Annotated in this window: 22 protein-coding genes; 17 read left to right on the top strand and 5 right to left on the bottom strand. The window is 56.6% G+C overall.

Annotated elements, in window-relative coordinates; translation table 11 throughout:
- Window positions 1–9 precede the first annotated feature (9 nt).
- From ACIQZK_RS02095 to ACIQZK_RS02060, 8 genes are all read left to right on the top strand, one after another.
- On the top strand, window positions 10–768 hold the full coding sequence (locus ACIQZK_RS02095; protein WP_397574698.1) for a crotonase/enoyl-CoA hydratase family protein: 759 nt from the start codon (window positions 10–12) through the stop codon (window positions 766–768).
- Window position 769: 1 nt separating this feature from the next.
- On the top strand, window positions 770–2,296 hold the full coding sequence (locus tag ACIQZK_RS02090; RefSeq protein ID WP_397574697.1) for an acyl-CoA synthetase: 1,527 nt from the start codon (window positions 770–772) through the stop codon (window positions 2,294–2,296).
- Window positions 2,293–3,579 (top strand): cytochrome P450, encoded by a 1,287-nt coding sequence (locus ACIQZK_RS02085; protein ID WP_397574696.1) that lies wholly within the window; start codon window positions 2,293–2,295, stop codon window positions 3,577–3,579. Before ACIQZK_RS02090 ends, ACIQZK_RS02085 begins: the two co-directional genes overlap by 4 nt.
- Before the next feature lie 18 nt (window positions 3,580–3,597).
- Complete coding sequence (locus ACIQZK_RS02080) at window positions 3,598–5,019, top strand: aldehyde dehydrogenase family protein (protein ID WP_397574695.1); 1,422 nt, start codon at window positions 3,598–3,600, stop codon at window positions 5,017–5,019.
- Window positions 5,020–5,213: 194 nt separating this feature from the next.
- Window positions 5,214–6,383 carry an acetyl-CoA C-acetyltransferase gene (locus ACIQZK_RS02075; protein ID WP_397574694.1) on the top strand — a complete coding sequence of 390 codons (1,170 nt, stop codon included), beginning with the start codon at window positions 5,214–5,216 and terminating at the stop codon, window positions 6,381–6,383.
- A gap of 38 nt (window positions 6,384–6,421) precedes the next feature.
- On the top strand, window positions 6,422–7,204 hold the full coding sequence (locus ACIQZK_RS02070) for an SDR family NAD(P)-dependent oxidoreductase (protein WP_183939022.1): 783 nt from the start codon (window positions 6,422–6,424) through the stop codon (window positions 7,202–7,204).
- A 4-nt stretch (window positions 7,205–7,208) separates the two neighbouring features.
- Complete coding sequence (locus ACIQZK_RS02065; RefSeq protein WP_395634721.1) at window positions 7,209–8,081, top strand: crotonase/enoyl-CoA hydratase family protein; 873 nt, start codon at window positions 7,209–7,211, stop codon at window positions 8,079–8,081.
- Between the two features lie 29 nt (window positions 8,082–8,110).
- On the top strand, window positions 8,111–8,749 hold the full coding sequence (locus tag ACIQZK_RS02060) for a TetR family transcriptional regulator (protein WP_397574693.1): 639 nt from the start codon (window positions 8,111–8,113) through the stop codon (window positions 8,747–8,749).
- A gap of 136 nt (window positions 8,750–8,885) precedes the next feature.
- Here the strand turns inward: ACIQZK_RS02060 and ACIQZK_RS02055 are convergent, their stop codons facing one another.
- On the bottom strand, window positions 8,886–10,079 hold the full coding sequence (locus ACIQZK_RS02055; RefSeq protein ID WP_397574692.1) for a CaiB/BaiF CoA transferase family protein: 1,194 nt from the start codon (window positions 10,077–10,079) through the stop codon (window positions 8,886–8,888).
- Window positions 10,080–10,163: 84 nt separating this feature from the next.
- On the opposite strand from ACIQZK_RS02055, the gene ACIQZK_RS02050 reads away from it, so the two are divergent.
- The 5 genes from ACIQZK_RS02050 (at window position 10,164) to ACIQZK_RS02030 (ending at window position 15,467) form a co-directional block, all read left to right on the top strand.
- Complete coding sequence (locus tag ACIQZK_RS02050) at window positions 10,164–11,657, top strand: hypothetical protein (protein ID WP_397574691.1); 1,494 nt, start codon at window positions 10,164–10,166, stop codon at window positions 11,655–11,657.
- Between the two features lie 58 nt (window positions 11,658–11,715).
- On the top strand, window positions 11,716–12,144 hold the full coding sequence (locus tag ACIQZK_RS02045) for a hypothetical protein (RefSeq protein ID WP_397574690.1): 429 nt from the start codon (window positions 11,716–11,718) through the stop codon (window positions 12,142–12,144).
- Window positions 12,145–12,270: 126 nt separating this feature from the next.
- Window positions 12,271–14,268 (top strand): threonine--tRNA ligase, encoded by a 1,998-nt coding sequence (thrS, locus tag ACIQZK_RS02040; protein WP_397574689.1) that lies wholly within the window; start codon window positions 12,271–12,273, stop codon window positions 14,266–14,268.
- A 30-nt stretch (window positions 14,269–14,298) separates the two neighbouring features.
- Window positions 14,299–14,715, top strand: coding sequence for a DUF305 domain-containing protein (locus ACIQZK_RS02035; RefSeq protein ID WP_397574688.1), 417 nt, complete (start codon window positions 14,299–14,301; stop codon window positions 14,713–14,715).
- A 53-nt stretch (window positions 14,716–14,768) separates the two neighbouring features.
- Window positions 14,769–15,467 carry a TSUP family transporter gene (locus ACIQZK_RS02030; RefSeq protein ID WP_397574687.1) on the top strand — a complete coding sequence of 233 codons (699 nt, stop codon included), beginning with the start codon at window positions 14,769–14,771 and terminating at the stop codon, window positions 15,465–15,467.
- Window positions 15,468–15,502: 35 nt separating this feature from the next.
- Here ACIQZK_RS02030 and uvrB read toward each other — a convergent pair whose 3' ends face one another.
- Window positions 15,503–17,689: an excinuclease ABC subunit UvrB gene (gene uvrB / locus ACIQZK_RS02025; protein WP_397574686.1), complete on the bottom strand. Its 2,187-nt coding sequence runs from the start codon at window positions 17,687–17,689 to the stop codon at window positions 15,503–15,505.
- A 153-nt stretch (window positions 17,690–17,842) separates the two neighbouring features.
- Between uvrB and ACIQZK_RS02020 the strand changes: the two genes are divergently transcribed.
- The 4 genes from ACIQZK_RS02020 to ACIQZK_RS02005 all read left to right on the top strand — a co-directional run bounded on the left by ACIQZK_RS02020 (window position 17,843) and on the right by ACIQZK_RS02005 (window position 21,344).
- Window positions 17,843–18,397, top strand: a complete 555-nt coding sequence (locus tag ACIQZK_RS02020) for a DUF3617 domain-containing protein (RefSeq protein WP_397574685.1) — start codon at window positions 17,843–17,845, stop codon at window positions 18,395–18,397.
- 95 nt (window positions 18,398–18,492) lie between these two features.
- On the top strand, window positions 18,493–19,569 hold the full coding sequence (locus tag ACIQZK_RS02015; RefSeq protein ID WP_397574684.1) for a serine hydrolase domain-containing protein: 1,077 nt from the start codon (window positions 18,493–18,495) through the stop codon (window positions 19,567–19,569).
- Between the two features lie 85 nt (window positions 19,570–19,654).
- Window positions 19,655–20,989, top strand: coding sequence for an amidohydrolase (locus tag ACIQZK_RS02010; RefSeq protein WP_397574683.1), 1,335 nt, complete (start codon window positions 19,655–19,657; stop codon window positions 20,987–20,989).
- 34 nt (window positions 20,990–21,023) lie between these two features.
- Complete coding sequence (locus tag ACIQZK_RS02005; RefSeq protein WP_395634711.1) at window positions 21,024–21,344, top strand: HNH endonuclease; 321 nt, start codon at window positions 21,024–21,026, stop codon at window positions 21,342–21,344.
- Here ACIQZK_RS02005 and ACIQZK_RS02000 read toward each other — a convergent pair.
- The 3 genes from ACIQZK_RS02000 to ACIQZK_RS01990 form a co-directional block, all read right to left on the bottom strand.
- Window positions 21,341–21,823, bottom strand: coding sequence for an SgcJ/EcaC family oxidoreductase (locus ACIQZK_RS02000; protein ID WP_395634710.1), 483 nt, complete (start codon window positions 21,821–21,823; stop codon window positions 21,341–21,343). The two genes, ACIQZK_RS02005 and ACIQZK_RS02000, sit on opposite strands and share 4 nt — an antisense overlap.
- A gap of 34 nt (window positions 21,824–21,857) precedes the next feature.
- On the bottom strand, window positions 21,858–22,847 hold the full coding sequence (locus tag ACIQZK_RS01995; RefSeq protein ID WP_397574682.1) for a TerC family protein: 990 nt from the start codon (window positions 22,845–22,847) through the stop codon (window positions 21,858–21,860).
- Between the two features lie 71 nt (window positions 22,848–22,918).
- Window positions 22,919–23,089, bottom strand: coding sequence for a DUF465 domain-containing protein (locus ACIQZK_RS01990; RefSeq protein ID WP_395634807.1), 171 nt, complete (start codon window positions 23,087–23,089; stop codon window positions 22,919–22,921).
- Window positions 23,090–23,241 lie beyond the last annotated feature (152 nt).

Here is a 23,241-nt window from a genome sequence, read left to right as displayed (position 1 = left end):
GAGAGTGCAATGTCTGAAGTCCTAACCCAAGCGCAGGACGGCGTCCTGATCATCACCATCAATCGGCCTGAGGCCAAGAACGCCGTCAACCAAGCGGTCGCGCAAGGCGTCGCTGCGGCCATGGAGCAGCTCGACAACGACAAGAGCCTGAACGCGGGTATCATCACGGGCGCTGGTGGCACATTTTGCTCTGGCATGGATCTGAAGGCCTTTCTGCGCGGCGAATTGCCCAGCATCAAAGGCAAGGGGTTTGCGGGCTTCATTGAATCCCCGCCTGCAAAGCCATTGATTGGCGCGGTTGAGGGCTATGCGCTGGCCGGCGGTATGGAAATTGCCATCGCGTGCGATTTGTTGGTGGCGAATGACAAGGCGCAGTTCGGTATACCGGAGGTCAAACGCAGCCTGGTTGCGGCGGCCGGCGGCTTGCTCACTTTGCCATCGATTATCGGCAAGCGCATGGCGATGGAGCTTGCGCTGACGGGTGATTTTATCTCGGCACAGCGCGCCTATGAGATTGGCTTTGTCAATCGCATCACCGACGGCGCCGCGATTGATGCTGCGCTTGAGCTTGCGGCAAAGGTTGCAGCGAACGGTCCGCTCGCGCTGATTGCGACCAAGCGCGTGATCAATGAGCGGCCGGATTGGAATTCGACGGAGATGTGGAAGAAGCAGAATGAAATCTGCGGCCCCGTCTTCGCCTCGAAGGACTCGCGTGAGGGCGCACTCGCCTTTGCCGAAAAACGCAAACCTAACTGGCAAGGCGAATAATATGGGCCACCCCGCCGTTCACGCACAGGCTTTCCCCGATAAACCTGCAGTCATCATGGCGGGATCGGGTGAGACGATAACGTATAAGCAGCTTGATGAACGTTCCAACCAGTGCGCGCATCTGTTCCGCAGCTTGGGGCTGCAACATGGCGACACCGTTGCGTTCTGTTTGGAAAACCGTGCGGAGTTTTTCGACCTTGTCTGGGGTGCGCAGCGCGCAGGGCTGATTTATGTCGCGATCAGTTGCCGTCTGACGGCATCGGAAATCGACTATATCCTGAACGATAGCGGGTCAAAGGCGCTGTTTGCGTCACCTTATTTGGGTACGACGCTGGATCAGCTGCAAAGTCCTGTGAAGCGGTTCATTCTTGGCGGCGCGCATGCCGGCTGGGAAAATTATGCCGCCGCAGTTGCGGATATGCCGACTTCGCCTATCGCCGATGAACGTGCGGGCACCGACATGTTGTACAGTTCAGGGACGACTGGTCAGCCCAAGGGCGTACGTTTCCCCTTGCCCGATGATCCGGACATTGCGGGACCAAATGCATTGTCAGGCCTTGCCGCGATGGCGTTCAAATTTTCGGGCGACAGCATCTATTTGTCACCAGCGCCGCTATATCATGCGGCACCGCTGCGGTGGTGTGCGGCGGTCCACCGGCTGGGTGGCACCGTGGTGGTCATGGAGAAATTTGATCCCGAAGCGGCGCTGGCGGCCATTCAAAAATATAAGATCAGCGCCAGCCAATGGGTGCCAACGCATTTTGCGCGCATGTTGAAGCTGCCCGAAGAAGTCCGCAACGCTTATGATGTGTCGAGCCTTGATAGCGCGGTGCACGCTGCCGCGCCGTGCCCCGTTCCTATCAAGGAAGCGATGATTAATTGGTGGGGCCCCGTCATCCGCGAATATTATGCGGGGACGGAAGGCCAGGGGATTACCTTTATCTCCAGCGAAGAATGGATGACGCACAAGGGTTCGGTTGGACGGCCATTGAACGCCGTCATGCATATATGCGACGAAGATGGGGATGATGTTCCCGTGGGCGAAGAAGGCACTGTGTTCTTCGAAAGCGCTGCATCTTTCAGCTATCATAATGATCCCGAAAAAACCAAAAGCGCGACCAACAAGCATGGTTGGACAACGCTTGGCGACGTCGGTCGGCTGGACGAAGAGGGCTATCTTTACCTGACAGACCGCAAAAGTTTCATGATCATTTCGGGCGGGGTGAACATCTACCCGCAGGAGATTGAGAACCATCTGGTGACCCACCCGCGCGTCCGCGACGTGGCTGTCATCGGTGGCCCGCACGACGAAATGGGCGAAGAGGTTATCGCCGTGGTGCAGCCGCTCGATATGGCGGACGCCGGTGATGACTTGCGTGACGAACTCACCGCTTATGCGCGTGAAAAGCTGTCGGGTATCAAAATTCCGCGCCGTATCGATTTTCGCGAGGAGCTTCCCCGCCACGATACCGGAAAATTATACAAGCGCCTGCTGCGCGATGAATATTGGGCAAAGCAAAAAGCATGACCGCCATTCCCAAGATTGCTCCGGAGCTTGCGGCGCATATCGTCGACCCGGTTGTATATGGGAACTGGCGTCCGTTGTTGGATACGTTCGCCACACTGCGCCGGGATTCCCCGGTCGCAGTTGCTGAAATACCGGGCTATCGCCCATTTTGGGTCATCACGCGCCATGCGGACATATTGAAGATCAGCAAGGATAATGCGACCTTTTTGAATAACCCGGCGACCGTCGTCGTTGCGCCTTTGATGGCGGAAATGTTTGTGGCGCATCTGATGAACGGCAGCCCGCATCTGGTGAAGTCGCTGGTACAAATGGACGCGCCTGAGCATCCCAAATACCGACGGCTGACGCAGGATTGGTTCATGCCGGCAAACCTCAAGACCATAGAAGGCAATATTCGGGCGATCGCGAAATCTGCCGTCGACAAGATGCTGTCTATGGACGGAACATGTGATTTTGCGCGCGACGTGGCGGCCATGTATCCCTTGCATGTCGTGATGGAATTGCTTGGCGTTCCAGAGAGTGACGAGCCGTTGATGCTGAAGCTGACGCAGGAACTGTTCGGCGGGCAGGATCCGGATCTGAACCGGATGCGCGCGGCCAATATCTCGCCGCAAGAAGCGACCGAGCTGATGGCGCAGACGGTCGCCGATTTTAACGCCTATTTTGAAGCATTGGCAAAAGACCGCCGCGATAATCCGCGCAACGATCTGGCAACGATTATCGCCACCGGAACCATCGATGGCATGCCTATCCCTGACTATGAAAGCGCGGGCTATTACACGATCGTTGCGACTGCAGGGCATGATACGACCTCTGCGTCGACGGCTGGCGCGATGTGGGCCTTGGCGCAAGACCCGGCGCAGTTTGCGAAAGTGAAGGCAGATCGCTCCTTACTTCCCGGTCTGATTGAAGAAGCAATACGCTGGACCACACCGGTTCAGCACTTCATGCGCACGGTAGGCGTCGATACGGAAGTGGGCGGCGTACCGATGAAAGCGGGCGATTGGCTGATGCTGTGCTATATCTCCGGCAATTATGATGAGTCCGTGTTCCCTGACCCGGAACGGTTTGATGCGGGGCGCAGTCCCAACCGGCATATTTCCTTTGGATCCGGCGCGCATCAATGTCTGGGCTTGCATCTGGCGCGGCTAGAGATGAAGATATTATTCGAGGAACTGCTTGACCGTTTAGATTCGGTTGAGCTGGCTGGCGAACCAAAACGATCGCAATCGACGTTTGTTGGCGGCCCCAAAACTTTACCGCTGCGATTTGTGGCAGCTTGAACGAAAGAGGATACTCTAATGACCACGCAATATAAAAACCTGATCAACGGCGAACTGGTTGATAACGGCAAATGGATTGATGTCGTAAACCCCGCGACGGAGCAGGTCATTGGCCAGGTGCCTGATTGCGGTCAGGCAGATCTCGACAAGGCCGTTGCCGCAGCACGCGCCGCATTCCAGACTTGGAAGAAAACCAGCGTTGAAGAACGCCGCGCTTTGTTTGCCAAAATGGCCGATGTCATCAAAGCCAATAGCGACGAGCTGATGCGTTTGCTCACATCTGAACAGGGCAAACCGCACATGCAAGCGGGCAGCGAGATTGCAGGTTGCGTTGGCATGACGCGCGCATTGCCGATGCTGAACCTTGAAGAAAAAATCACGGAAGACAGCGACAAGCGCCTTAGCCGCACACGCCGCGTTCCCGTTGGCGTTGTCGGTGGCATCGTGCCATGGAATTTCCCGGTGTTGATGGCGATCCAGAAAATTGTTCCAGCGCTATTGTCGGGCTGCACCATGGTGCTGAAGCCTTCGCCATTCACCCCGCTGGCGACCTTGCGCCTCGCTGAACTGGTTGCGGGCGTATTCCCACCCGGCGTTTTGAACATCATCACCGGTGGCGATGCGTTGGGCCCATTGCTGACGTCGCATCCTGATATCGACAAGATTACCTTCACGGGTTCGACTGCGACAGGCAAGCGCGTGATGGAATCGGCATCGAAGGACCTTAAGCGCATCACGCTTGAGCTGGGTGGCAATGACGCGGCGATTGTTCTGCCGGATGCCGACGTTGGCAAGGTGGCTGAAAAGCTGTTTTGGGCAAGCTTCTACAATGCGGGCCAAGTCTGCATCGCGGCCAAGCGTATCTACATTCACGAAGATATTTACGACGAATTGTCGGGCGCGATTGCGGCTTATGCCAAAGCGGTCAAGGTTGGCGATGGCGCCGAACAGGGCACGGCGATTGGCCCCATTCAGAACAAGCCGCAGTATAAGCGCGTGCTTGAACTGATTCAGGATGCCAAGGACAAGGGCTATAAGTTCCTCGCCGGCGGCGATCATGATGCATCAATCCCCGGCTATTTCGTGCCTGTAACCGTTCTCGACAATCCGCCAGAAGATGCGCGGATTGTGGCCGAAGAACAGTTTGGCCCCGTGATGCCATTGATGAAGTTTTCGACCATCAACGAAGTTATCAGCCGCGCCAATGCGTCTGATTACGGCCTTGCCGGTTCGATCTGGACCAGCAATCCGGAAGCTGCGGTCGAAGTGGCCGAGCAATTGGAAACCGGAACGGTGTGGATCAACGAATCCATGCACCTTGCCCCCAACGCACCATTTGCCGGACATAAGCAGTCCGGCTTTGGCGCGGAGTTGGGTGAAGAAGGCTTGCTCGAGTTCACCTATCCGCAGGTGATCACGATCGCCCGCGAAGCGGCTTAAGGTGTCCTGACGTCGCACGATTGGTGTCACCCTTTTCTCGTCATCCCGAACTTGTTTCGGGATAACAAAAAGGGTGACCCTTTATCCTGAAACAAGTTCAGGATGACGATTGCTGAAGACACAGCCAATCGCACTTGACTCTCCCCTTTCAAAGTTTAATCGTCTGATTAAATTTGAACAACAGGAGAGAGAAAATGGCAGACGCTTATATTGTCGATGCGGTTCGTACCGCCGGTGGCCGCCGCGGTGGTAAGCTTGCGGGCGTTCACCCCGTCGATTTGGGCGCTGCCGTGCTCGATTCCATTGCCGACCGTAATGACTTTGATCCTGCGGCGATTGAAGACGTCATCATGGGCTGCGTCATGCAAGGGGGCGAGCAAGCGGGCGATGTCGGCCGCAATATCGTTCTGGCGTCACGCCTGCCCAATTCTATTCCCTCGGTCAGCATCGACCGCCAGTGCGGATCATCGCAGCAATCGATGATGTTCGCAGCGCAAGGCGTTATGTCGGGCACACAGGACATTGTTTTGGCGGCCGGTATCGAAAGCATGACGCGTGTCCCCATGGGTTCGACGTCGATGTTGTTCAAGAAAGAAGGCATGGGCACCTACAAGAGCCCGCGGCTCGAAGAAGCCTATCCCGGCATCATGTTCAGCCAGTTCATGGGCGCTGAAATGCTCGTCAAGAAACATGGCTTTACCCGCGAAGACTTGGACCAGTTTGCGCTGGAATCGCACCAGAAAGCTATCGCCGCGACGCAAGGCGGCCTCTTTGCCAATGAAATCGTCGGTATCGAAGTCGATACGCCAGAAGGCAAGATCGTCCACAATAGCGACGAAGGCATCCGCTATGATGCAAGCTTTGAAAGCCTGTCGGGCGTCAAGCTGCTTCAAGAAGGTGGATCTATCACGGCTGCGAATGCTAGCCAGATTTGTGATGGCGCTTCGGCGGTTCTGATCGTGTCGGAAAAGGCGCTGAAAGAACATGGCCTCACCCCGCGCGCGCGCATCGTCAATTTGACCGTGACCGCTGGCGATCCGGTGATCATGTTGGAAGAGCCGTTGTTCGCAACCGACCGTGCGTTCCAGCGTTCGGGCATGAAAATGTCAGACATTGACCTGTATGAAGTGAACGAAGCGTTCGCACCTGTGCCATTGGCTTGGTTGAAGCATACCGGCGGCGACCGTTCGAAAATCAACGTCCATGGCGGCGCGATCGCATTGGGCCATCCGCTCGGCGCATCTGGCACGAAGCTGATGGCGACATTGCTGAACGCGCTTGAAGCACGTGGTGGCAAATATGGTTTGCAGACGATGTGCGAAGGCGGCGGTCAGGCCAACGTCACGATCATCGAGCGGGTATAGTCCGCAACCACATTACGGTATTTGAAAAGGGAATTTACATGAAACTGGATTCAACAGTCGCAGCAGTCGTCACCGGCGGCGCATCTGGCCTTGGTGAGGCAACCGCCCGCGCGTTGGCCGCAAAGGGTGTGAAGGTCGCCATCTTTGATTTGCAGGCTGACAAGGGCGAGGCACTTGCAGCCGAAATCGGCGGTGTATTTTGCAACGTGAACGTCACCAGCGATGAAAGCGTCGATGCAGGGTTCGCCAAGGCGCGTGCTGCGCATGGTCAGGAACGCATTTTGGTCAACTGTGCTGGCACAGGCAACGCGGCGAAGACCGCAAGCCGTTCGAAGGAAGACGGATCGATCAAGCATTTCCCGCTCGATGCCTTTGACCGCATCATCCAAATCAACTTGGTCGGCACGTTCCGCTGCATCGCCAAGTCGGCGGCTGGCATGTTGACGCTTGAGCCCATGGAAGATGGCGAACGCGGCGCGATGGTGAACACCGCTTCAGTCGCTGCTGAAGACGGCCAGATGGGCCAAGCAGCCTATTCCGCATCAAAGGGCGGCGTTGTCGGCATGACCTTGCCAATCGCACGCGACCTCATGAGCGAAGGCATTCGCGTCAACACGATTCTGCCAGGCATCTTTAACACGCCATTGATGAACGGCGCGCCGCAAGCGGTGAAGGATGCGCTTGCTGCGTCCGTTCCATTCCCGAAGCGCCTCGGCCATCCGCATGAGTTCGCGCAGGTTGCGATGACCATGATCGAGTGCGGATATTTCAACGGCGAAGACGTCCGCATCGACGGTGCCATCCGTATGGCCCCGCGTTGATCGCATGACCGCGTTCACCCAAATCCTGTATGATGTCGCAGATGGCATCGCGACCATCACGATGCATCGTCCTGAAAAGATGAATGCGTTTACAAATGTGATGATGCGCGAAATGTGCGCGGCATTTGATTTGGTGGATGCGGATGATGCGGTGCGCGCCGTCATCGTAACGGGTTCGGGTGACCGTGCATTTTGTGCAGGGGCCGATCTGACACCCGAGGGTGGCGGCGACGTGTTTGCGAGCAGGTCCGACGTCGAAACGCTGTCTGACGAACGTGTACGCGATTCCGGTGGCCGGTTAACGCTGCGGATTTTCCAATGCAAAAAGCCTGTCATTGGCGCCATCAACGGCGCTGCGGTCGGAATTGGCGCGACCATGCAACTGCCCATGGACTTCCGGTTGGCCAGTGACACGGCGCGCTTCGGCTTTGTTTTTGCGCGGCGCGGGATTGTGCCAGAGGCTGCCTCCAGCTGGTTCCTGCCGCGACTGGTGGGCATGCAACAGGCGCTGGAATGGTGCATGACGGGCCGGGTTTTCAATGCCGATGAAGCACTACAGGGCGGCTTGGTGCGTTCCATTCATGCGCCTGCAGACTTGATGGAGGCCGCGCGGGCATTGGCACGCGAAATCGCCGACAACACGGCGCCAGTGTCGATTGCACTCACGCGGGCCATGTTGTGGCGGCTGTCCGCTGCGGAACATCCCATGGCAGCACACCAGATTGACAGCCGTGCGATTTACCGCCGGTCACGTTCAGGCGACGCAAAGGAAGGCATATCAAGCTTCCTTGAAAAGCGCGCACCCGTTTATCCCGATAAAGTTTCCGCAGATATGCCTGACTTCTTCCCATGGTGGGATGAACCTGTTTATAAGTAACCCTACGTAAACGGGGGAGTAAGGCACCAATGGCCACGACGGGACCAAGGCTGGTGAGTGAAGCGGGCGATAATGCAAAAGCGCGCGACCAGCTTATCGAAGCGGCAAGCCAGATCATGCGTGAGGGCGATACCATCGACCTTTCGCTATCCGAATTGTCGCTTCGCGCGGGCCTGAACAGTGCATTGGTCAAATATTATTTCGGCAACAAAAACGGCTTGATGCTGGCGCTGCTTGATCGCGACATGGGCAATATTGTTTTCAGCCTTGGCGCGTTGCTGGCAAAGGACATGCCGCCGGAAGACAAATTGCGCATCCACATCGGTGCCGTCATCGACACATATTATGCTTTCCCCTATCTCAATCGTCTGCTGATGCGCATGGTGCGCGACAGCGCGCCGGTTGAAGCGGCCCGTATCGCGGATCTCTATTTGAAGCCTATTTCGAAGGTGTATGACGCGCTCATCGCCGAAGGCGTAAAGGCGGGCAAATTCCGCAAGCTTGATCCGCAGTTTTTCTACTTCACCGTAACCGGCGCGGCTGACCGATTTTATTCGTCACGGTTGGTGTTGCGCCACTGTTATAATCAGGACGATTTTAACGAAAATATGCGCGACGCTTATCGCGAGCATAGCATCGACCTGATTATGCGGGGGCTGTTGGTTTAGGGCTGGGCAACGGTGGTATAAGGCTAGCTCTCGTCATCCTGAACTTGTTTCAGGATAACGCACGACCGCCGCCTGTTATCCTGAAACAAGTTCAGGATGACGAAACGTGGTGGGCAAAGCACCAGGGGCCAACCCTTCACATCCCCAACGCGGCCCTAATCTCATCCCCATCGGCATCCAGCATCGGCGGGTGCGCATAGTTTGACGCGGGCGTTCCGGCATAATGCACCGGATGTTTCATCGATCGATATGTGCCGATGTCGGGCGACTCCATCTCTTCGAAAAAGCCGACGTCGGCCAGATGCGGATCGGTGAGCACATCCGCCATGCGGTTATATTTCATCGCTGGAATGTCATGCTCGGCCAACAGGTCCAGCCATTCGGCGGTGGTGCGCAGCGCGCTGACTTCTTCAATGAGCGCGTATAAGTCGCCCGTGTGCTTTGTGCGCTCTTGATAGGTCGAAAAGCGCGGATCGTCGAAGACGTTCGGCCTGCCGCCCAGTTCAAAAAACTTCGCCCATTGCCGGTCATTATAAGGGACGATCGCGATGAAGCTGTCCTTGGTCGGATAAGGTCGCCGACGCGGGTTCACCGAACGCGTATAGCCCATGCGGCCATTGCCGGGGATGAAGGTTTCGCCCCACAGATTTTCGACCATGTTGAACCAGGTGAAGCATTCGAACATGGGCACCTGCACAAATTGTCCGCCTTGCCCGCCTGCACGCGCAAGCAATGCCGCCATGGTTGCATTGGCCGCGAACAGACCGCTGACTTTATCCGCGACAAGGCTGGGCGAATAGGTCGGGCGGCCACCATCGCGCTGCTCGCTTAAGGCCGCAAAGCCCGACGCCGCTTGAATCAGGTCGTCATAAGCCTGACGCTCGCCATAGGCTCCACCCGATCCAAATCCGGCGCAGTGGACATAGACGATATTGGGGTTGATCGCCTTGACCGCCTCATAACCAAAACCCAACCGTTCAACGCCTGCCATGCGGACATTATGGATGAAGACATCGGCCTCCTCCAGCAACGCTTCGAGGACGGCTTTATCTTCCGGTTTTTTGATATTGAGGTTGATGGCTTTTTTGTTGCGGTTGAGCGCTGTGAAGATCGGGCCATGCTGCTTGCTGGGCGAATCACCGCCATGGCGCATCAGGTCGCCCGGTGTGTTGCCCTCGCTATTTTCGATTTTAATGACCTCCGCGCCAAGGTCGGCCAATTGCACGGTGGCATAAGGCCCAAGAACAACCGTGGCCATGTCGACAACCTTAATCCCCTTCAACGGACCGGTTGGTTCTTTGTCCCACGTCAATTTCGGCCATTTCGCCATGTGCGCTCTCCTTTGCCCGTGCCTTTAAACTTGCATCAACTGCTAGCATATTTAAGCGTGCAGTTAAGAGATAATCGGGAGTGAATGATGAGCAATTTTGATGCAAGCGCGCCGGTCATTATTGGCGTGGGCGAAGCCAGCCGAAAGACAGTTTCCGGCGAATGGCCAAGCCCGCGCGAATTGGCTGGCGCAGCTATCAAGGTTGCACTGGCCGATACGGGCCAGTCTCCGTCGGTTGCGGCAGCGATTGACACTATTGCCGCGATCCGCACATTCGAGGACAGCGGCGTCAGCCTAGGCACCGGGTCGCCCGACAATACGCCCGAAGCCTTTGGAGCAGCCGGCGGCATCAGCGCGGCGCGGTTGATTTACGCCGATGTTGGTGGCCAAAGCCCGCAGGCGATGCTGAACGAACTGGCGGGTGATATCCGCCGCGGGACCTGTGCGGTCGCGGTGCTCGTGGCCGCAGAAGCGACCGGGACCGCAAAGCGCGCGCGTAAGGCGGGTGTGACTTTGGACTGGCGCTTGCCTTCGGACACACCGTTCGACAATCGCCTTTCCTCCTTCCCGATTTTGAGCCGAACTGAAATCCGCCATGGCATCATTTCCATGCAGCTGGCGTATAGTCTGATTGAGAACGCCCGGCGGATGGAGCTGGGATTAAGCGATGATGCGTATGCGCAGGAATTGGCGGCGTTGTGGTCGGCCTTTTCAGCAAAAGCCCAAGCGCGGACCCACGCGCAATTCCCCGGCTATCGCACGCCCGAAGCGATGCTGAGCGACGACAATGCCAATTACCCGCTCACGGATATTTACCGTCGCTGGCATGTGGCGCAGGATGCGGTCGATCTGGGCGGCGCGATTATCCTGACAAGTGCAGGTAAGGCACGCGATCTGGGTGTGCCGCAAGACAAATGGGTCTGGTTGGCCGGCGCGGCCGAAGCCGCTGAACCACCATTGGCAGAGCGCGGTGTCATTCACCGGTCGGCGGCGCTTGATTTTGCCATTCCGGCGGCACTTGGGCAGGCCGGAATTGCGGCCAGTGACCTTGGACCCGTCGACATTTACAGTTGCTTCCCGTGCGCGGTATTCGCCGCCGTTGACACCATGAATGACGCCGGGCGTGCGCTTGGCGATTATACGCTGACCGGTGGCCTCAGCTTTTTCGGTGGGCCCGGCAATGGCTATAGCATGTATAATATCGCCGCGATGGTCGATGCCCTGCGCCACGATGGATCAAAGCCCGCTTTGGTCACTGCAAATGGCGGCGTGATGTCAAAACAGGCCGTCGGCATTTACACCGCATCACAGCCCGAAATTGCTTGGTCGGGTGCGGCGGCAAAGGGCTATGTGCCGAAACAGATCGCGCTGGATGACGCCCCGCACGGCAAAGGCCGTGTACTCAGCTTTGTTCGGTCAGCGGGCAAGGACGGTTTTGGTCCGGCCACGCTCATTCTCGAAATGGAAAATGGCGCCCGTGCCATGGCGGTGCTGGATGGCGCGCCCGATGGCGACCTTGGCCATAGGATCGTTGACGTCACGTCGGGCGAAAAACGCCACATGGCGGCGATTTTATGATAATCTGCCGTTCATCACGCAGCGGCTATCATGCGGCCTTGTGAATTCAGGAGATAGAGTGATGCATGTCCTCAAACTGGCCGGTCTTATTTTGCCTTTGACGGTTGTTGCGGCATGCGGACAAGTGGACCGCACGCCTGCGCCACTGACCGAGAAACAGTCTGCTGTCTTAATGAAGGAAATTGGCGGCAAGGTCGCGGGGAAACCGTTAACCTGCATCAGTGATTTCAATGCCGATAATATGATCCGCGTCAGCGACAATATCGTGCTCTACCGCGTGTCAGGCCGTCTTGTGTACAAGAATGTTTTGCGGTCACCTTGTCCGGGCCTTGCGCGCGACAGTGATATCGTCGTCTCCGAACAATTTGGCAGCCAGAAATGTCGCGGCGATATTCTCCGCTTGGTGGACCGTACCAGCGGCATGACCGGCGGCATTTGTAGCCTTGGCGATTTCGTGCCCTATCGCGCCGAGAAGACTGCGGGCTAGGATGCAATTGGGTGCTGCACGGCATGAAAAGGGTGTAGCGCATAAGGGCAAAGCTGCAGGGTTGCGACTTCGCGTTTGGACTGGCAAAGGGGCGGTTCCAAACCGAAGTTGAAAGCAAGTAAATCCATGTCCGAGATGATCCGCATTACCCTTCCCGATGGCACTGCCCGTGAAGTCGCGCGCGGCACTACCCCGGCGGATATTGCCGCCGCCATTGGCCCCGGCCTTGCGAAGGCCGCGATCGCCGCGCGGGTGGATGGCGAATTGCGTGATATCACACGCCCGTTGGAAGCCGATGCGCAGCTCGCGCTGGTGACCAGTCGCGATGAGGCCGACGCGCTTGAACTTGCCCGCCATGACTTTGCGCATATTCTTGCCGAAGCGGTGCAGGGCCTGTTTCCCGGAACGCAAATCACATTTGGCCCGTCGACCGATGACGGATTTTATTATGACGTGATGGCGCCTGCCTCGCGCGGCCCATTCACGATGGACGACCTGCCCGCGATTGAAGAAAAGATGCGTGCCATCATCGCTGCCGATAAGCCGCTGCGCCGCGAAGTCATGGCGCGTGATGCGTTGATTGCGACATGGCAGAATGCAGGCGAAAGCTTCAAGGCGGAATGGGCGGCTGAACTGCCCGAAGGCGAAGAGCTATCGGTTTATTGGTCGGGCAATGACTGGATGGACATGTGCCGCGGCCCGCATTTGGCGTCGACGGGTAAGCTGGATCCTGCCGCGTTTAAGCTGACGCGCGTTGCCGGTGCCTATTGGCGCGGTGACCAGAACAACCCACAGCTTAGCCGCATTTACGGCACCGGCTGGTTGAACAAAAAGCAGCTGGACGCCCATCTGCTTCGTCTTGAGGAAGCCGCAAAGCGCGACCATCGCCGTCTAGGGCAGGACATGGACCTGTTCCATTTACAGCAAGAGGCACATGGCTCAGTCTTCTGGCATCCCAATGGCTATCTGATCTGGCGCGAGCTCGAAGCCTATATGCGCCGCGCGATCGATGGCGCTGGCTATAAGGAAGTCAAAACCCCGCAGGTCATGGACGCGCGGCAATGGGAGCAATCGGGGCATTGGGGCAAATATCGCGCCAACATGTTCGTGATCCCGGACGAAGTGCCGAATGTCGATGATGAGGGTCCCGTGATTTCGGGCGAGGCCGACTGGATGGCGTTGAAGCCCATGAACTGCCCGGCGCACGTTCTGATTTTCCGTCAGGGTATCAAATCCTATCGCGACCTGCCGCTGCGCATATACGAAAACGGCTGTTGCCACCGTAATGAACCGCATGGTGCATTGCATGGCCTGATGCGGGTGCGTCAGTTCACGCAAGATGACGCGCATATCTTCTGCCGCGAAGACCAGATTGTCGAAGAAGTGCAGGCATTTTGTGCGCTTGCCGACCGCGTCTACAAAGAATTTGGTTTCACTTATTCGATCAAGCTCGCGCTGCGTCCTGACCAACGGTTCGGATCGGATGCGGATTGGGACAAGGCGGAAAATGAACTGCGTGATGCCGTCGTGCGCGCTGGCCTTGCGACGCCGGAATTTGGGTGGGAAGAATTGCCCGGCGAAGGCGCATTCTACGCGCCAAAGCTTGAGTGGCATTTGACCGACGCAATTGGCCGCACATGGCAGGTTGGAACGATCCAGTCCGACCGCGTCCTGCCCGAACGTCTCGACGCAAGCTATGTCGGTGAAGATGGCGCACGCCACCGTCCCGTCATGTTGCACCGCGCGATCTTTGGCAGCTATGAACGTTTCATTGGCATATTGATTGAGCATTATGCCGGTCGCTTCCCTGTCTGGTTGGCGCCTGTGCAAGCCGTCGTGGCGACGATTACGTCGGAAGCAGACGGCTATGCGCATGATGTTACGGCCAAGCTGAAAGCGGCTGGCATTCGGGTTGAGTCCGACACGCGGAACGAGAAGATCAATTATAAGGTGCGCGAACACAGCGTCGCGAAGGTGCCGCATCTCCTCGTCGTTGGCATGCGTGAGGCAGAAGAAGGCAAGGTCGCCATCCGCAGCCTTGGTTCCGATGGTCAGCGTATCATGACGCTAGATGAAGCCATTGCGATGCTGTCGCATGAAGCGACCCCGCCCGATATTCGTTAAACCAAATTTCGGTTAGATAAGGAGATTGTGATGAAGACGCTTCCTTTAACGCTCGCAGTTGTGTTGCTGTTGTCGGCATGCCAAAAACCGGCCGCAGATGATGCTGCCACAACAACTGAAGCGCAAGCCGACGCCACCGCAAGCTACAACGCCGCGCAAAAGGGCTATGCTGCGGCCAATGACAAAATGCATGCCGGCATGGGCAATATCCCCGAAGATGCGGACGTTGCGTTTATGCAGGGCATGATTCCCCATCATCTCGGCGCGGTCGAAATGGCCAAAGTTGCGTTGGAACATGGCAAGGATCCCGAAGTCCGCGCACTCGCCGAAAAGGTGATTGCGGCGCAGGAAGCCGAAATCAAAGAGATGCAGGCGTGGCTCGATAAAAAAGGCGTGAAGGCGGAAAAGCCGCTCACCGCCGCTGACCATGCGGCCATGGGGCACTGAACATTCACGACCTGACAGGCCTCGCCACCGCGCAATTGCTGCTGTTGTCTGCAATGACCTTTGGCGCTGCGTATATCCGTGGGCTGACGGGTTTTGGCATGGCGATCATTCTGGTGCCGTTGTTCGGGATGATCGTCACCCCGGGCCAAGCGGTCGTCATTGCCATATTGCTGCAGGTGCTGATTGGACCGGTTGGGATAAAGGTCATATTTGCCGACGCGCATCGGCAGAGCGCGTTGATGATTGCCGCCTTTGCCATGCTTGCAACACCGGTTGGTATATTGTTGCTGAAGGTCACAACGCCTGACGTTGCACGGTTGATGATTGCCGCAATTGCCATTGGTGCATTCGCGCTTGTCTTGCTTCCACAACGCGGCGAACTGCGCCCGGGACCAAAAGAGACCGCAGCGACCGGGATTGCATCGGGCATCCTGACCGGCTTTGCCGCGATGCCCGGCCCGCCTGTCGTACCCTTTTACCTGCGTCAGCCAATTCCGCCCAAGGAAGCACGCGCATCTATGATGTTGGTTTTCTTCGCCACGGCCATTGCGGGCACGATTTCGGCCTTTGCCTTGGGCTTGGCAAACGGACGCTTATTGTGGCTGTCGCTGTTGCTGTTTCCGTCTGTGTTGGCGGGCAATTGGCTGGGCGCAAAATCCTTCGGCAAAGTACCGCCCAGTCTGTGGCGCAGTTTTGTCGCCGGCATCCTTGGCCTTGCGGGAATTTCGGCGCTCATCCGGCTCTTCAACTGAAAACGCTGATGGCAAAGCTGCCTAAAAGCTAAGGCTTATTTGCCGAATTTCCGTTGCGTCTTTCCGTACCGCATCTTGCGTGTGCCGGGCTGACCTTCCGTCGATCGGCCGCGCGGGGCGGCGACATGTTGCTGGTGCGGCAGGCCAAGCTCGGTTGCTTCTAATGAGCGAATTTCATCGCGCAGACGTCCAGCTTCCTCAAACTCAAGATCCGCAGCGGCGGCGCGCATCTTCTTTTCAAGCTCGTCGATATAGGCGCGCAGATTATGGCCGACGAGGTTATTGGCGCCGTCAGCGTCAATTTCGACCAGCACCGAATCGCGGCTGGCGGTATCGGCAACAATATCGTGGATGTCGCGCTTGATGGTGGCCGGCGTGATGCCATGTTCGATATTATAGGCATGTTGTTTTTCGCGGCGGCGGTCGGTTTCGCGAATTGCACGCTCCATGCTTCCCGTCATTCGGTCGGCATATAGGATCACGCGGCCTTCGACGTTACGTGCAGCGCGGCCAATGGTTTGAATGAGCGACGTTTCGCTACGCAGGAAACCTTCCTTATCCGCATCCAAGATTGCGACGAGGCCGCACTCCGGAATATCCAGACCCTCGCGCAGCAAGTTGATGCCGACAAGCACGTCATACACGCCGCGCCGTAAGTCACGGATCAGCTCGATGCGTTCCAACGTCTCAACATCGCTATGCATATAGCGCACGCGCAAGCCTGCTTCATGCATGAACTCGGTCAGGTCTTCGGCCATGCGCTTGGTCAGCGTGGTGACCAATGTCCGGAACCCAGCCTCTGCTGTCTTGCGGCATTCATTGATGCAATCCTGCACCTGATCCTCAACGGGTTTAATCTCGACCGGCGGGTCGATGAGCCCCGTCGGCCGGATAACCTGTTCGGCAAACACGCCGCCCGATTGTTCCATCTCCCAACCGCCCGGTGTTGCAGAAACGCACACCGTTTGCGGGCGCATAATGTCCCATTCGTTGAAACGCAGCGGCCGGTTGTCAATGCAGGAGGGCAGGCGGAAACCATATTCGGCGAGCGTCAGCTTGCGCCTATGGTCACCCTTGGCCATCGCGCCGATTTGCGGCACGGTCTGGTGGCTTTCGTCAACAAACAGCAGTGCATTTTCGGGCAGATATTCAAACAAAGTGGGGGGCGGTTCACCCGGCAGGCGGCCCGTCAAAAAGCGCGAGTAATTTTCGATGCCTGCGCAACTGCCGGTCGCCGCAATCATTTCCAGATCGAAGTTCGTCCGCTCCTCAAGCCGCTGCGCTTCCAGCAATTTGCCTTCGGACACCAGTTCTTTCAGCCGCTCCGTAAGTTCGAACCGAATGGCCTCGCTCGCTTGCTTCATCGTTGGGCCGGGCGTCACATAATGGCTGTTCGCGTACACGCGCACACTTTTCAGCTTGGCGCCTGTCGTGCCCGTCAGCGGATCAAACTCGGCGATTTCCTCAATCTCGTCGCCAAAGAAACTGACGCGCCATGCCATGTCTTCATAATGCGACGGGAAGATTTCCAGATTGTCGCCCCGCACGCGGAAATTGCCGCGGGCAAAGCCGGTGTCGTTGCGTTTATACTGCAACGCGACGAGCTTGCGGATCAATTCGCGCTGATCAACGCTTTCGCCTGCTTTCAGGTCGAATATCATCGCCGAATAGGTTTCCACCGAACCGATGCCGTAAATACACGACACAGAGGCAACGATGATAACATCATCACGCTCAAGTAACGACCGCGTCGCCGAATGGCGCATACGGTCAATGGCCTCGTTTACGCTCGATTCCTTCTCAATATAGGTGTCGCTGCGCGGGACATAGGCTTCGGGTTGGTAATAGTCATAATAGCTGACGAAATATTCGACCGCATTGTTGGGGAAGAAGCTTTTAAACTCGCCATACAGCTGCGCGGCCAAAATCTTGTTGGGTGCAAGGATCAGTGCGGGCCGTTGCAACGCCTCAATGACTTTGGCGACGGTAAAGGTTTTACCGGAACCCGTGACGCCCAAAAGGACCTGATTCTTTTCGCCCGTCAGCGCCGTGCTCACCAATTCTTTGATTGCGGTTGGCTGGTCGCCCGCTGGTTCATAATCGGAAACGATTTTGAAAGGGCGACCCCCTTCAAGCTTTGACGGGCGTTCCGGCCTGTGCGGGGTGAAGCTGCCAACCGTGTCCGGTTCTTCCAGCCCACGGCGGATAATCAATTCAGCCATGTTCGCTTTATGTGCTTTTGCCGGTGCAAGGGCAAGAGTGTGCGGCGGCTTTATGTGAAAAACGTCCGCTAAGGTATCACGTGCGCCACGGAACGTTCCGAACCCTTTTGATCGCCTGTTGCCTTTTTGATAAGTCAGGGACACAAGACGGACATGACAACCGAGCGAGAAAGACAACCCATGCACAAGTTCCTTTTATTGGGCGTTGCGGCGTTGGCGATTACAGCCTGTTCGGACAAAGGCGCTGAAACGGACAGTAAAGAGCGCGCTGCCGAAATGGGTTATGATGCCTTTATCCCGATGAAGGCCGGGCAGTGGGAAACCAAGTTTGTCTTCACCGACATTGACGTGCCGACGCTGGGCAAAGCGGAAAAGCAGCAGATCATGGATGAGGTTGCAAAAAGCGCGTCGAGCCGCAGCTGCCTGACTGAAGCAGAAGCCAAAAAACCAGCGGCGGATTTCTTTGGCGGCAATGGCGCGGAGAAATGCGTGTATAAGGCATTTGACGTCTCGGGCCAAAATATCCGGATGAAACTGTCATGCGGAATGGAAGGCATGGGCAGCGTCGATATCGAGCTGGCGGGCGTCATGGGCGAAACCGCATTCAATTATGACAGCAAGTTCGATGTCCGTCTGCCGATGATTGGCAAGGTGAAGATGCAGGGCAAAGCAACCGGCACATATACAGGCCCCTGTCCGGCGGCATGATGCAGAGGATGCGGCTGTCTTGGAATAGGACGCGGATCGCGCCCCTCATCGCCGGTTTGTCTTTGAGTATGGCGGCGCTTGGGGGCTGTGCAACAATGCCTGCCTCGGCTCAACATGCGCTTCCTGGGGCGGCGGAGGTCCGGGTTGATTTTACCGTTGACGGCATCACGCACGCGGTTGCGCACGGCGATGCGGGTGTTGCTGGCCGTCCCGTAACGCTGGATGTTCCTGCCCGCGTCGCTTCCATTTCGAAACTGGTGGTGGCCATTGGGGCGATGCGGCTGGCGGAGCAGGGTGTGCTCGATCTTGACCGTGATGTCGGTCTTTATCTCGGCTGGCCGGTACGCAATCCGGCCTTCCCCGATGCGCCGGTGACCATGCGGGCCTTGCTGTCCCACCAAAGCGGGCTGCGCGATTCTGTCGATTATATCGTGCCACTGGATGGCAAGTTGTCCGACGTTATTGCCAACCCAAAAGCGTGGGATGCGGCCCATCCACCGGGACGATATTTTTCCTATGCCAATATCAATTCGCCCGTGATTGCGGCGGTGCTGGAAAGCGCCACGGGCGAACGGTTTGACCGGTTGATGGCGCGGCTGGTGCTGGCGCCGCTTGGGCTTGATGCCTGCTACAATTGGGGCGCGGGGTGCAGCGACGGACGGCGCGCGCAAGCGGTCACTTTGTTGCGCCCAAATGGCGATTTGGCGCGGGATGCCGCCATGAAGGGGCCTGACCCTTGCGCGGTGTATCCGGCAACGAACGGTAGCTGTGATGTTGATGCGCTATACGTGCTTGGCCGCAATGGTTCGGCATTCAGCCCGCAAGGCGGCCTGCGTATTTCCGCGCGCGATCTTGTCAAAGTGGGCCAATTGCTTTTGCGGCAGGGCGCGCCATTATTGTCGAAAAAAAGCTTCGCCGAAATGACCGTGCCAGTATGGACCTTCAATGGCTCAAATGGCGATGACGACAAAGGCTATTTCACGGCATATGGCCTTGGCGTGCATTGGTTGGAGGACAATGCGGGCAATCGATGGTTTGGCCATGTCGGTGAGGCATATTCGCTACGTGCCGGGTTTTGGATTAACCCCGCAGAAGGCAAGGGATTTTACCGCTACGTGACGATGGTCGATGAATTTTCACCCGTTGGGCATTGCTTTGACCGGTGCCCGTGATAGCGTAGCATTCAAACCAAGGCGGCCTCACCCGGCAGTGAAAATTTGAGCCGCCGCATAACAGATACAATGGGGGACAGTGTTTATGATGAAAAAAACTTTATTGGGCGCGCTTTTGACAAGTGCACTGATCGCCACGCCAGCTGCGGCCCGCCCGGATTATGCGGATGCCGTCAAAGCAGACTATGATAAGTCGCTCGCCAGCCTGTGGGATCATTTCCACCGCAATCCTGAACTGTCGTTCCGCGAATATAAGACTGCCGCCCGTATGGCACAGGAACTGCGCGCCGTGCCTGGCATGATCGTGACGGAAAAGGTTGGCGGAACCGGCGTTGTCGGCATGCTGAAAAATGGCGATGGTCCCGTTGTGCTGGTCCGTGCGGACATGGACGGATTGCCCGTGCAGGAACGTTCGGGCCTCGCCAATAGCTCCACCGTCAGGCAGGTCGGTGTGGATGGCCTTGAAATGCCGGTCATGCATGCCTGTGGTCATGATGTGCACATTACCTCTTTGGTCGGCACGGCGCGGCAAATGGCGCGCATGAAAGACCGGTGGAAAGGCACAATCCTGTTCATCGTCCAACCCGCTGAAGAGCGCGTTGGCGGTGCCAAGGCCATGGTGCAGGATGGTCTATATACCCGTTTCCCCAAGCCCGATTATGCGCTTGCATTCCACGTAGCAGCAGAATTGGAAACCGGTAAAATCGCCGCATCGGAAGGCATCCAATATTCGTCCGCTGACAGCGTCGACATCCGCGTTCCCGGTATCGCCACGCACGGCGCTGCGCCGCATCTTGGCCGTGACCCCGTCTACATCGCGTCGCAGATCGTCGTGGGTCTGCAATCGGTCATCAGCCGCGAAAAAGGCCCCTTGGACGCTGGCGTGATTACCGTTGGCGCATTCCACGCTGGCACCAAGCATAACATCATTTCGGAATATGCCGATTTACAGGTGACCGTGCGTGCCAACAGCCAAGCGGTTCGCGATCAGCTGATTGCCTCCATCGAACGTGTGGCAAAGGGTATTGGCGCGGCCAACGGCTTGCCTGCGGATAAATTGCCGATCGTAAAGGTAAGCGAAAGCACGCCCGTCACCGTCAATGACGCTGCGCTTGCCCGCCGCTTGAATGGCGCAATTGCAACCGCATTGGGTAGCGAGGTTGTTGTGCCATTCCGCCAGACGAATATGGGCGCGGAGGATTTCGCATTCTTCGTCGATCAACAATTTGGCATCCCGGGATATTATTTCGCGGTCGGCGGGACAAAGCCCGAATGGATTGCTGCGGCGAAAAATGGCGGACCAGCCGTGGCCGGTCACCATTCGCCCTTGTTCAAGATCGATCCCGAACCATCGGTCCGCTTGGGCATTGAGGCGATGACAGCCGCCGCGTTGGATTTGCTTGGAACAGGCAAGAACTGATTTCGGATATCTGGCAGGTTACGGAGCGGCGACAATGGCGCGAAAAAATCGCGATTTTTATGACTCTGACGAAGAGTCCATTGCGCCCGAAGTAACCTGCTGGCTGTGTTCGCGCCCGATGGGTGCGGTCACCGAATGGCATCATCCCGTGCCCAAAAGCCGGGGTGGCAAAGAACGGCAGCCGGTGCATCCGATTTGCCATCGGACCATTCATGCCAATTTCACCAACAGCGATCTCGAAAAGCGTTTTGCAACCGTTGATGCGTTGTTGGCGCATGAAGAAATCGGACGGTTCGTGGCATGGATTGCCAACAAACCGTCCGACTTTAATGCGCCGACAAAGGACCGGCGTTAGCCAGCTTTTTCAGGCATCATCGACGAGTGCAGATGGTCGATTTTCCACTTTCCATCTTCAATACGATAGATGAACGAATAACGGGCCTTGATGTCCGTTTTCGCACCCGTTGAAGGGTCTGTTACGGTTACCGTCCATGTGCCGAGCCGTGCTGCCATGTTGCAACCGATCTTGACCGTGCTGCTGTTGATGGTTCCCACTGGGCTGGGTTTTAGGAAGCCGACGAAATAGTCACGAATACTCGCATGGTCGGTGCGTGGCGTGTTGGAAACCGTCGCCAGCAGGACTGCGTCCTTTGTGAATAAGCTGGTGACCGTGTCCGGATTTTTGGATGCCCAAGCATTGTTGAAATCGCTGAACAGCGATTCGACTTGCGCCTGGTTGACGACCGCGCACTGCATGGATGTTGCGGTTTTAGCTTGAGCCGGAATGGCGATTACCGATGCAACTGCAACAGCACTTAACATAAATTTATTCATCTCAGTTTTCTCCTGTTGGTCGTTAAAGTAAACACTAAAGCGTGTGATGGGATTGATCCTGTCCGCGCGTTTTCCAGAGCGAAAAGAATATACCTCCTAAAATCAGCCCAAAGGTGACGCCCAGACTTAGGACGGGCGGAAACTTGTCGCCGTCCATCACAAAGTCTGAAACGAAGATCTTCGAACCGATGAAGACCAGAACCAATGCCAGCGCATACTTAAGATAATGGAAACGATGGACCATCGCGGCGAGTGCGAAATACAAGGCACGCAGGCCCAAAATCGCCATGATGTTTGACGTGTAGACGATGAACGTGTCGGTGGTGATGGCAAAGATCGCCGGTACCGAGTCCACTGCGAACACAAGGTCAGCGAGGTTGATGACGACAAGCGCAAGGAACAATGGCGTCGCAGCGCGCACCATCTTTCCGGTTTTGTCATCTTGTACCTTCACAAAGAACTTCTCGTCATGAAGCTCTTTGGTCACGCGCATATGCCGTGAAATAAACTTGACCACCGGGTTCTTGGCGACGTCCATTTCCTCATCACCAGAGAACAGCATCTTGATGCCGGTGCCAATCAGGAAAGCCGCGAAGATATACAACGTCCAATAATATTCCTGCACAATGGCAGCGCCAGCGGCAATCATCAGGCCACGCAAGACGATGACGGCGATAATGCCCCATAGCAATGCGCGGTATTGGTATTTCCGTGGAATCGCGAAGAAGGTGAAAATCAGGCTGATGACAAAGACATTGTCAATCGACAGCGCCTTTTCGATGAAAAAGCCGGTGTAGTATTTCATGCCCATGTCTGCCCCCTTTTGGAACCAGACCCAAAGGCCGAACAGCATCGCAATAGTGATGTAAAAGGCCGAGAGCTTCAGGCTTTCGGCGATGCCCATTTCTTTGTCTTCCTTGTGCAAAATGCCAAGGTCAAACGCGGTGAGCGTGATTACGATGCCGATAAAGGCCATCCAGAACCAAACCGGTGTGCCCAGCCAGTCCATCATCAAAAATTCCATGAAATCATTTCCTATATTGTACGTGCCGACGCCGCGCAGATTTACATGCGCGCGGCGTCAGCTTTCAAATATTAAGTCCTTTTAAGGCGTAGACGACGGCCAAAAGAGGTTTGCGCGTGGCGCGCCAACCGATCCTTGATCGCTAGCTTCAACCGTTTCAGTTTCTGGATCCGAAACACGTCTGGCCAACGCCGTGAAATTTCGGCGCGCAGTTCGCGATCAATTTTTTGGTGATATTGCATCAATCGAAATGACGAAAAAGTCATGACTACATCCTCTTGAACATTGTTTAAGTTCAATCGGATGTTCCGGGCACAGACGAGCGTATTTCGGGGGGTTTGAAGACCGCCTGACCAGTGCACCGGAAACATCCGATGCGGCCGACATCACGTTC

The organism is Sphingorhabdus sp. (genome assembly GCF_044338195.1).
Taxonomy (GTDB): domain Bacteria; phylum Pseudomonadota; class Alphaproteobacteria; order Sphingomonadales; family Sphingomonadaceae; genus Sphingorhabdus_B.
Note: the sequence above shows the minus strand (reverse complement) of the source record. Positions and strands in the feature narration are given on the sequence as shown.

Coding starts and splice junctions, on each gene's coding strand:
- ACIQZK_RS02095 (WP_397574698.1), top strand. CDS start 10: ATGTCTGAAGTCCTAACCCAAGCGCAGGACGGCGTCCTGATCATCACC.
- ACIQZK_RS02090 (WP_397574697.1), top strand. CDS start 770: ATGGGCCACCCCGCCGTTCACGCACAGGCTTTCCCCGATAAACCTGCA.
- ACIQZK_RS02085 (WP_397574696.1), top strand. CDS start 2,293: ATGACCGCCATTCCCAAGATTGCTCCGGAGCTTGCGGCGCATATCGTC.
- ACIQZK_RS02080 (WP_397574695.1), top strand. CDS start 3,598: ATGACCACGCAATATAAAAACCTGATCAACGGCGAACTGGTTGATAAC.
- ACIQZK_RS02075 (WP_397574694.1), top strand. CDS start 5,214: ATGGCAGACGCTTATATTGTCGATGCGGTTCGTACCGCCGGTGGCCGC.
- ACIQZK_RS02070 (WP_183939022.1), top strand. CDS start 6,422: ATGAAACTGGATTCAACAGTCGCAGCAGTCGTCACCGGCGGCGCATCT.
- ACIQZK_RS02065 (WP_395634721.1), top strand. CDS start 7,209: ATGACCGCGTTCACCCAAATCCTGTATGATGTCGCAGATGGCATCGCG.
- ACIQZK_RS02060 (WP_397574693.1), top strand. CDS start 8,111: ATGGCCACGACGGGACCAAGGCTGGTGAGTGAAGCGGGCGATAATGCA.
- ACIQZK_RS02055 (WP_397574692.1), bottom strand. CDS start 10,079: ATGGCGAAATGGCCGAAATTGACGTGGGACAAAGAACCAACCGGTCCG.
- ACIQZK_RS02050 (WP_397574691.1), top strand. CDS start 10,164: ATGATGAGCAATTTTGATGCAAGCGCGCCGGTCATTATTGGCGTGGGC.
- thrS (WP_397574689.1), top strand. CDS start 12,271: ATGTCCGAGATGATCCGCATTACCCTTCCCGATGGCACTGCCCGTGAA.
- ACIQZK_RS02035 (WP_397574688.1), top strand. CDS start 14,299: ATGAAGACGCTTCCTTTAACGCTCGCAGTTGTGTTGCTGTTGTCGGCA.
- ACIQZK_RS02030 (WP_397574687.1), top strand. CDS start 14,769: ATGACCTTTGGCGCTGCGTATATCCGTGGGCTGACGGGTTTTGGCATG.
- uvrB (WP_397574686.1), bottom strand. CDS start 17,689: ATGGCTGAATTGATTATCCGCCGTGGGCTGGAAGAACCGGACACGGTT.
- ACIQZK_RS02020 (WP_397574685.1), top strand. CDS start 17,843: ATGACAACCGAGCGAGAAAGACAACCCATGCACAAGTTCCTTTTATTG.
- ACIQZK_RS02015 (WP_397574684.1), top strand. CDS start 18,493: ATGCCTGCCTCGGCTCAACATGCGCTTCCTGGGGCGGCGGAGGTCCGG.
- ACIQZK_RS02010 (WP_397574683.1), top strand. CDS start 19,655: ATGATGAAAAAAACTTTATTGGGCGCGCTTTTGACAAGTGCACTGATC.
- ACIQZK_RS02005 (WP_395634711.1), top strand. CDS start 21,024: ATGGCGCGAAAAAATCGCGATTTTTATGACTCTGACGAAGAGTCCATT.
- ACIQZK_RS02000 (WP_395634710.1), bottom strand. CDS start 21,823: ATGAATAAATTTATGTTAAGTGCTGTTGCAGTTGCATCGGTAATCGCC.
- ACIQZK_RS01995 (WP_397574682.1), bottom strand. CDS start 22,847: ATGGAATTTTTGATGATGGACTGGCTGGGCACACCGGTTTGGTTCTGG.
- ACIQZK_RS01990 (WP_395634807.1), bottom strand. CDS start 23,089: ATGCAATATCACCAAAAAATTGATCGCGAACTGCGCGCCGAAATTTCA.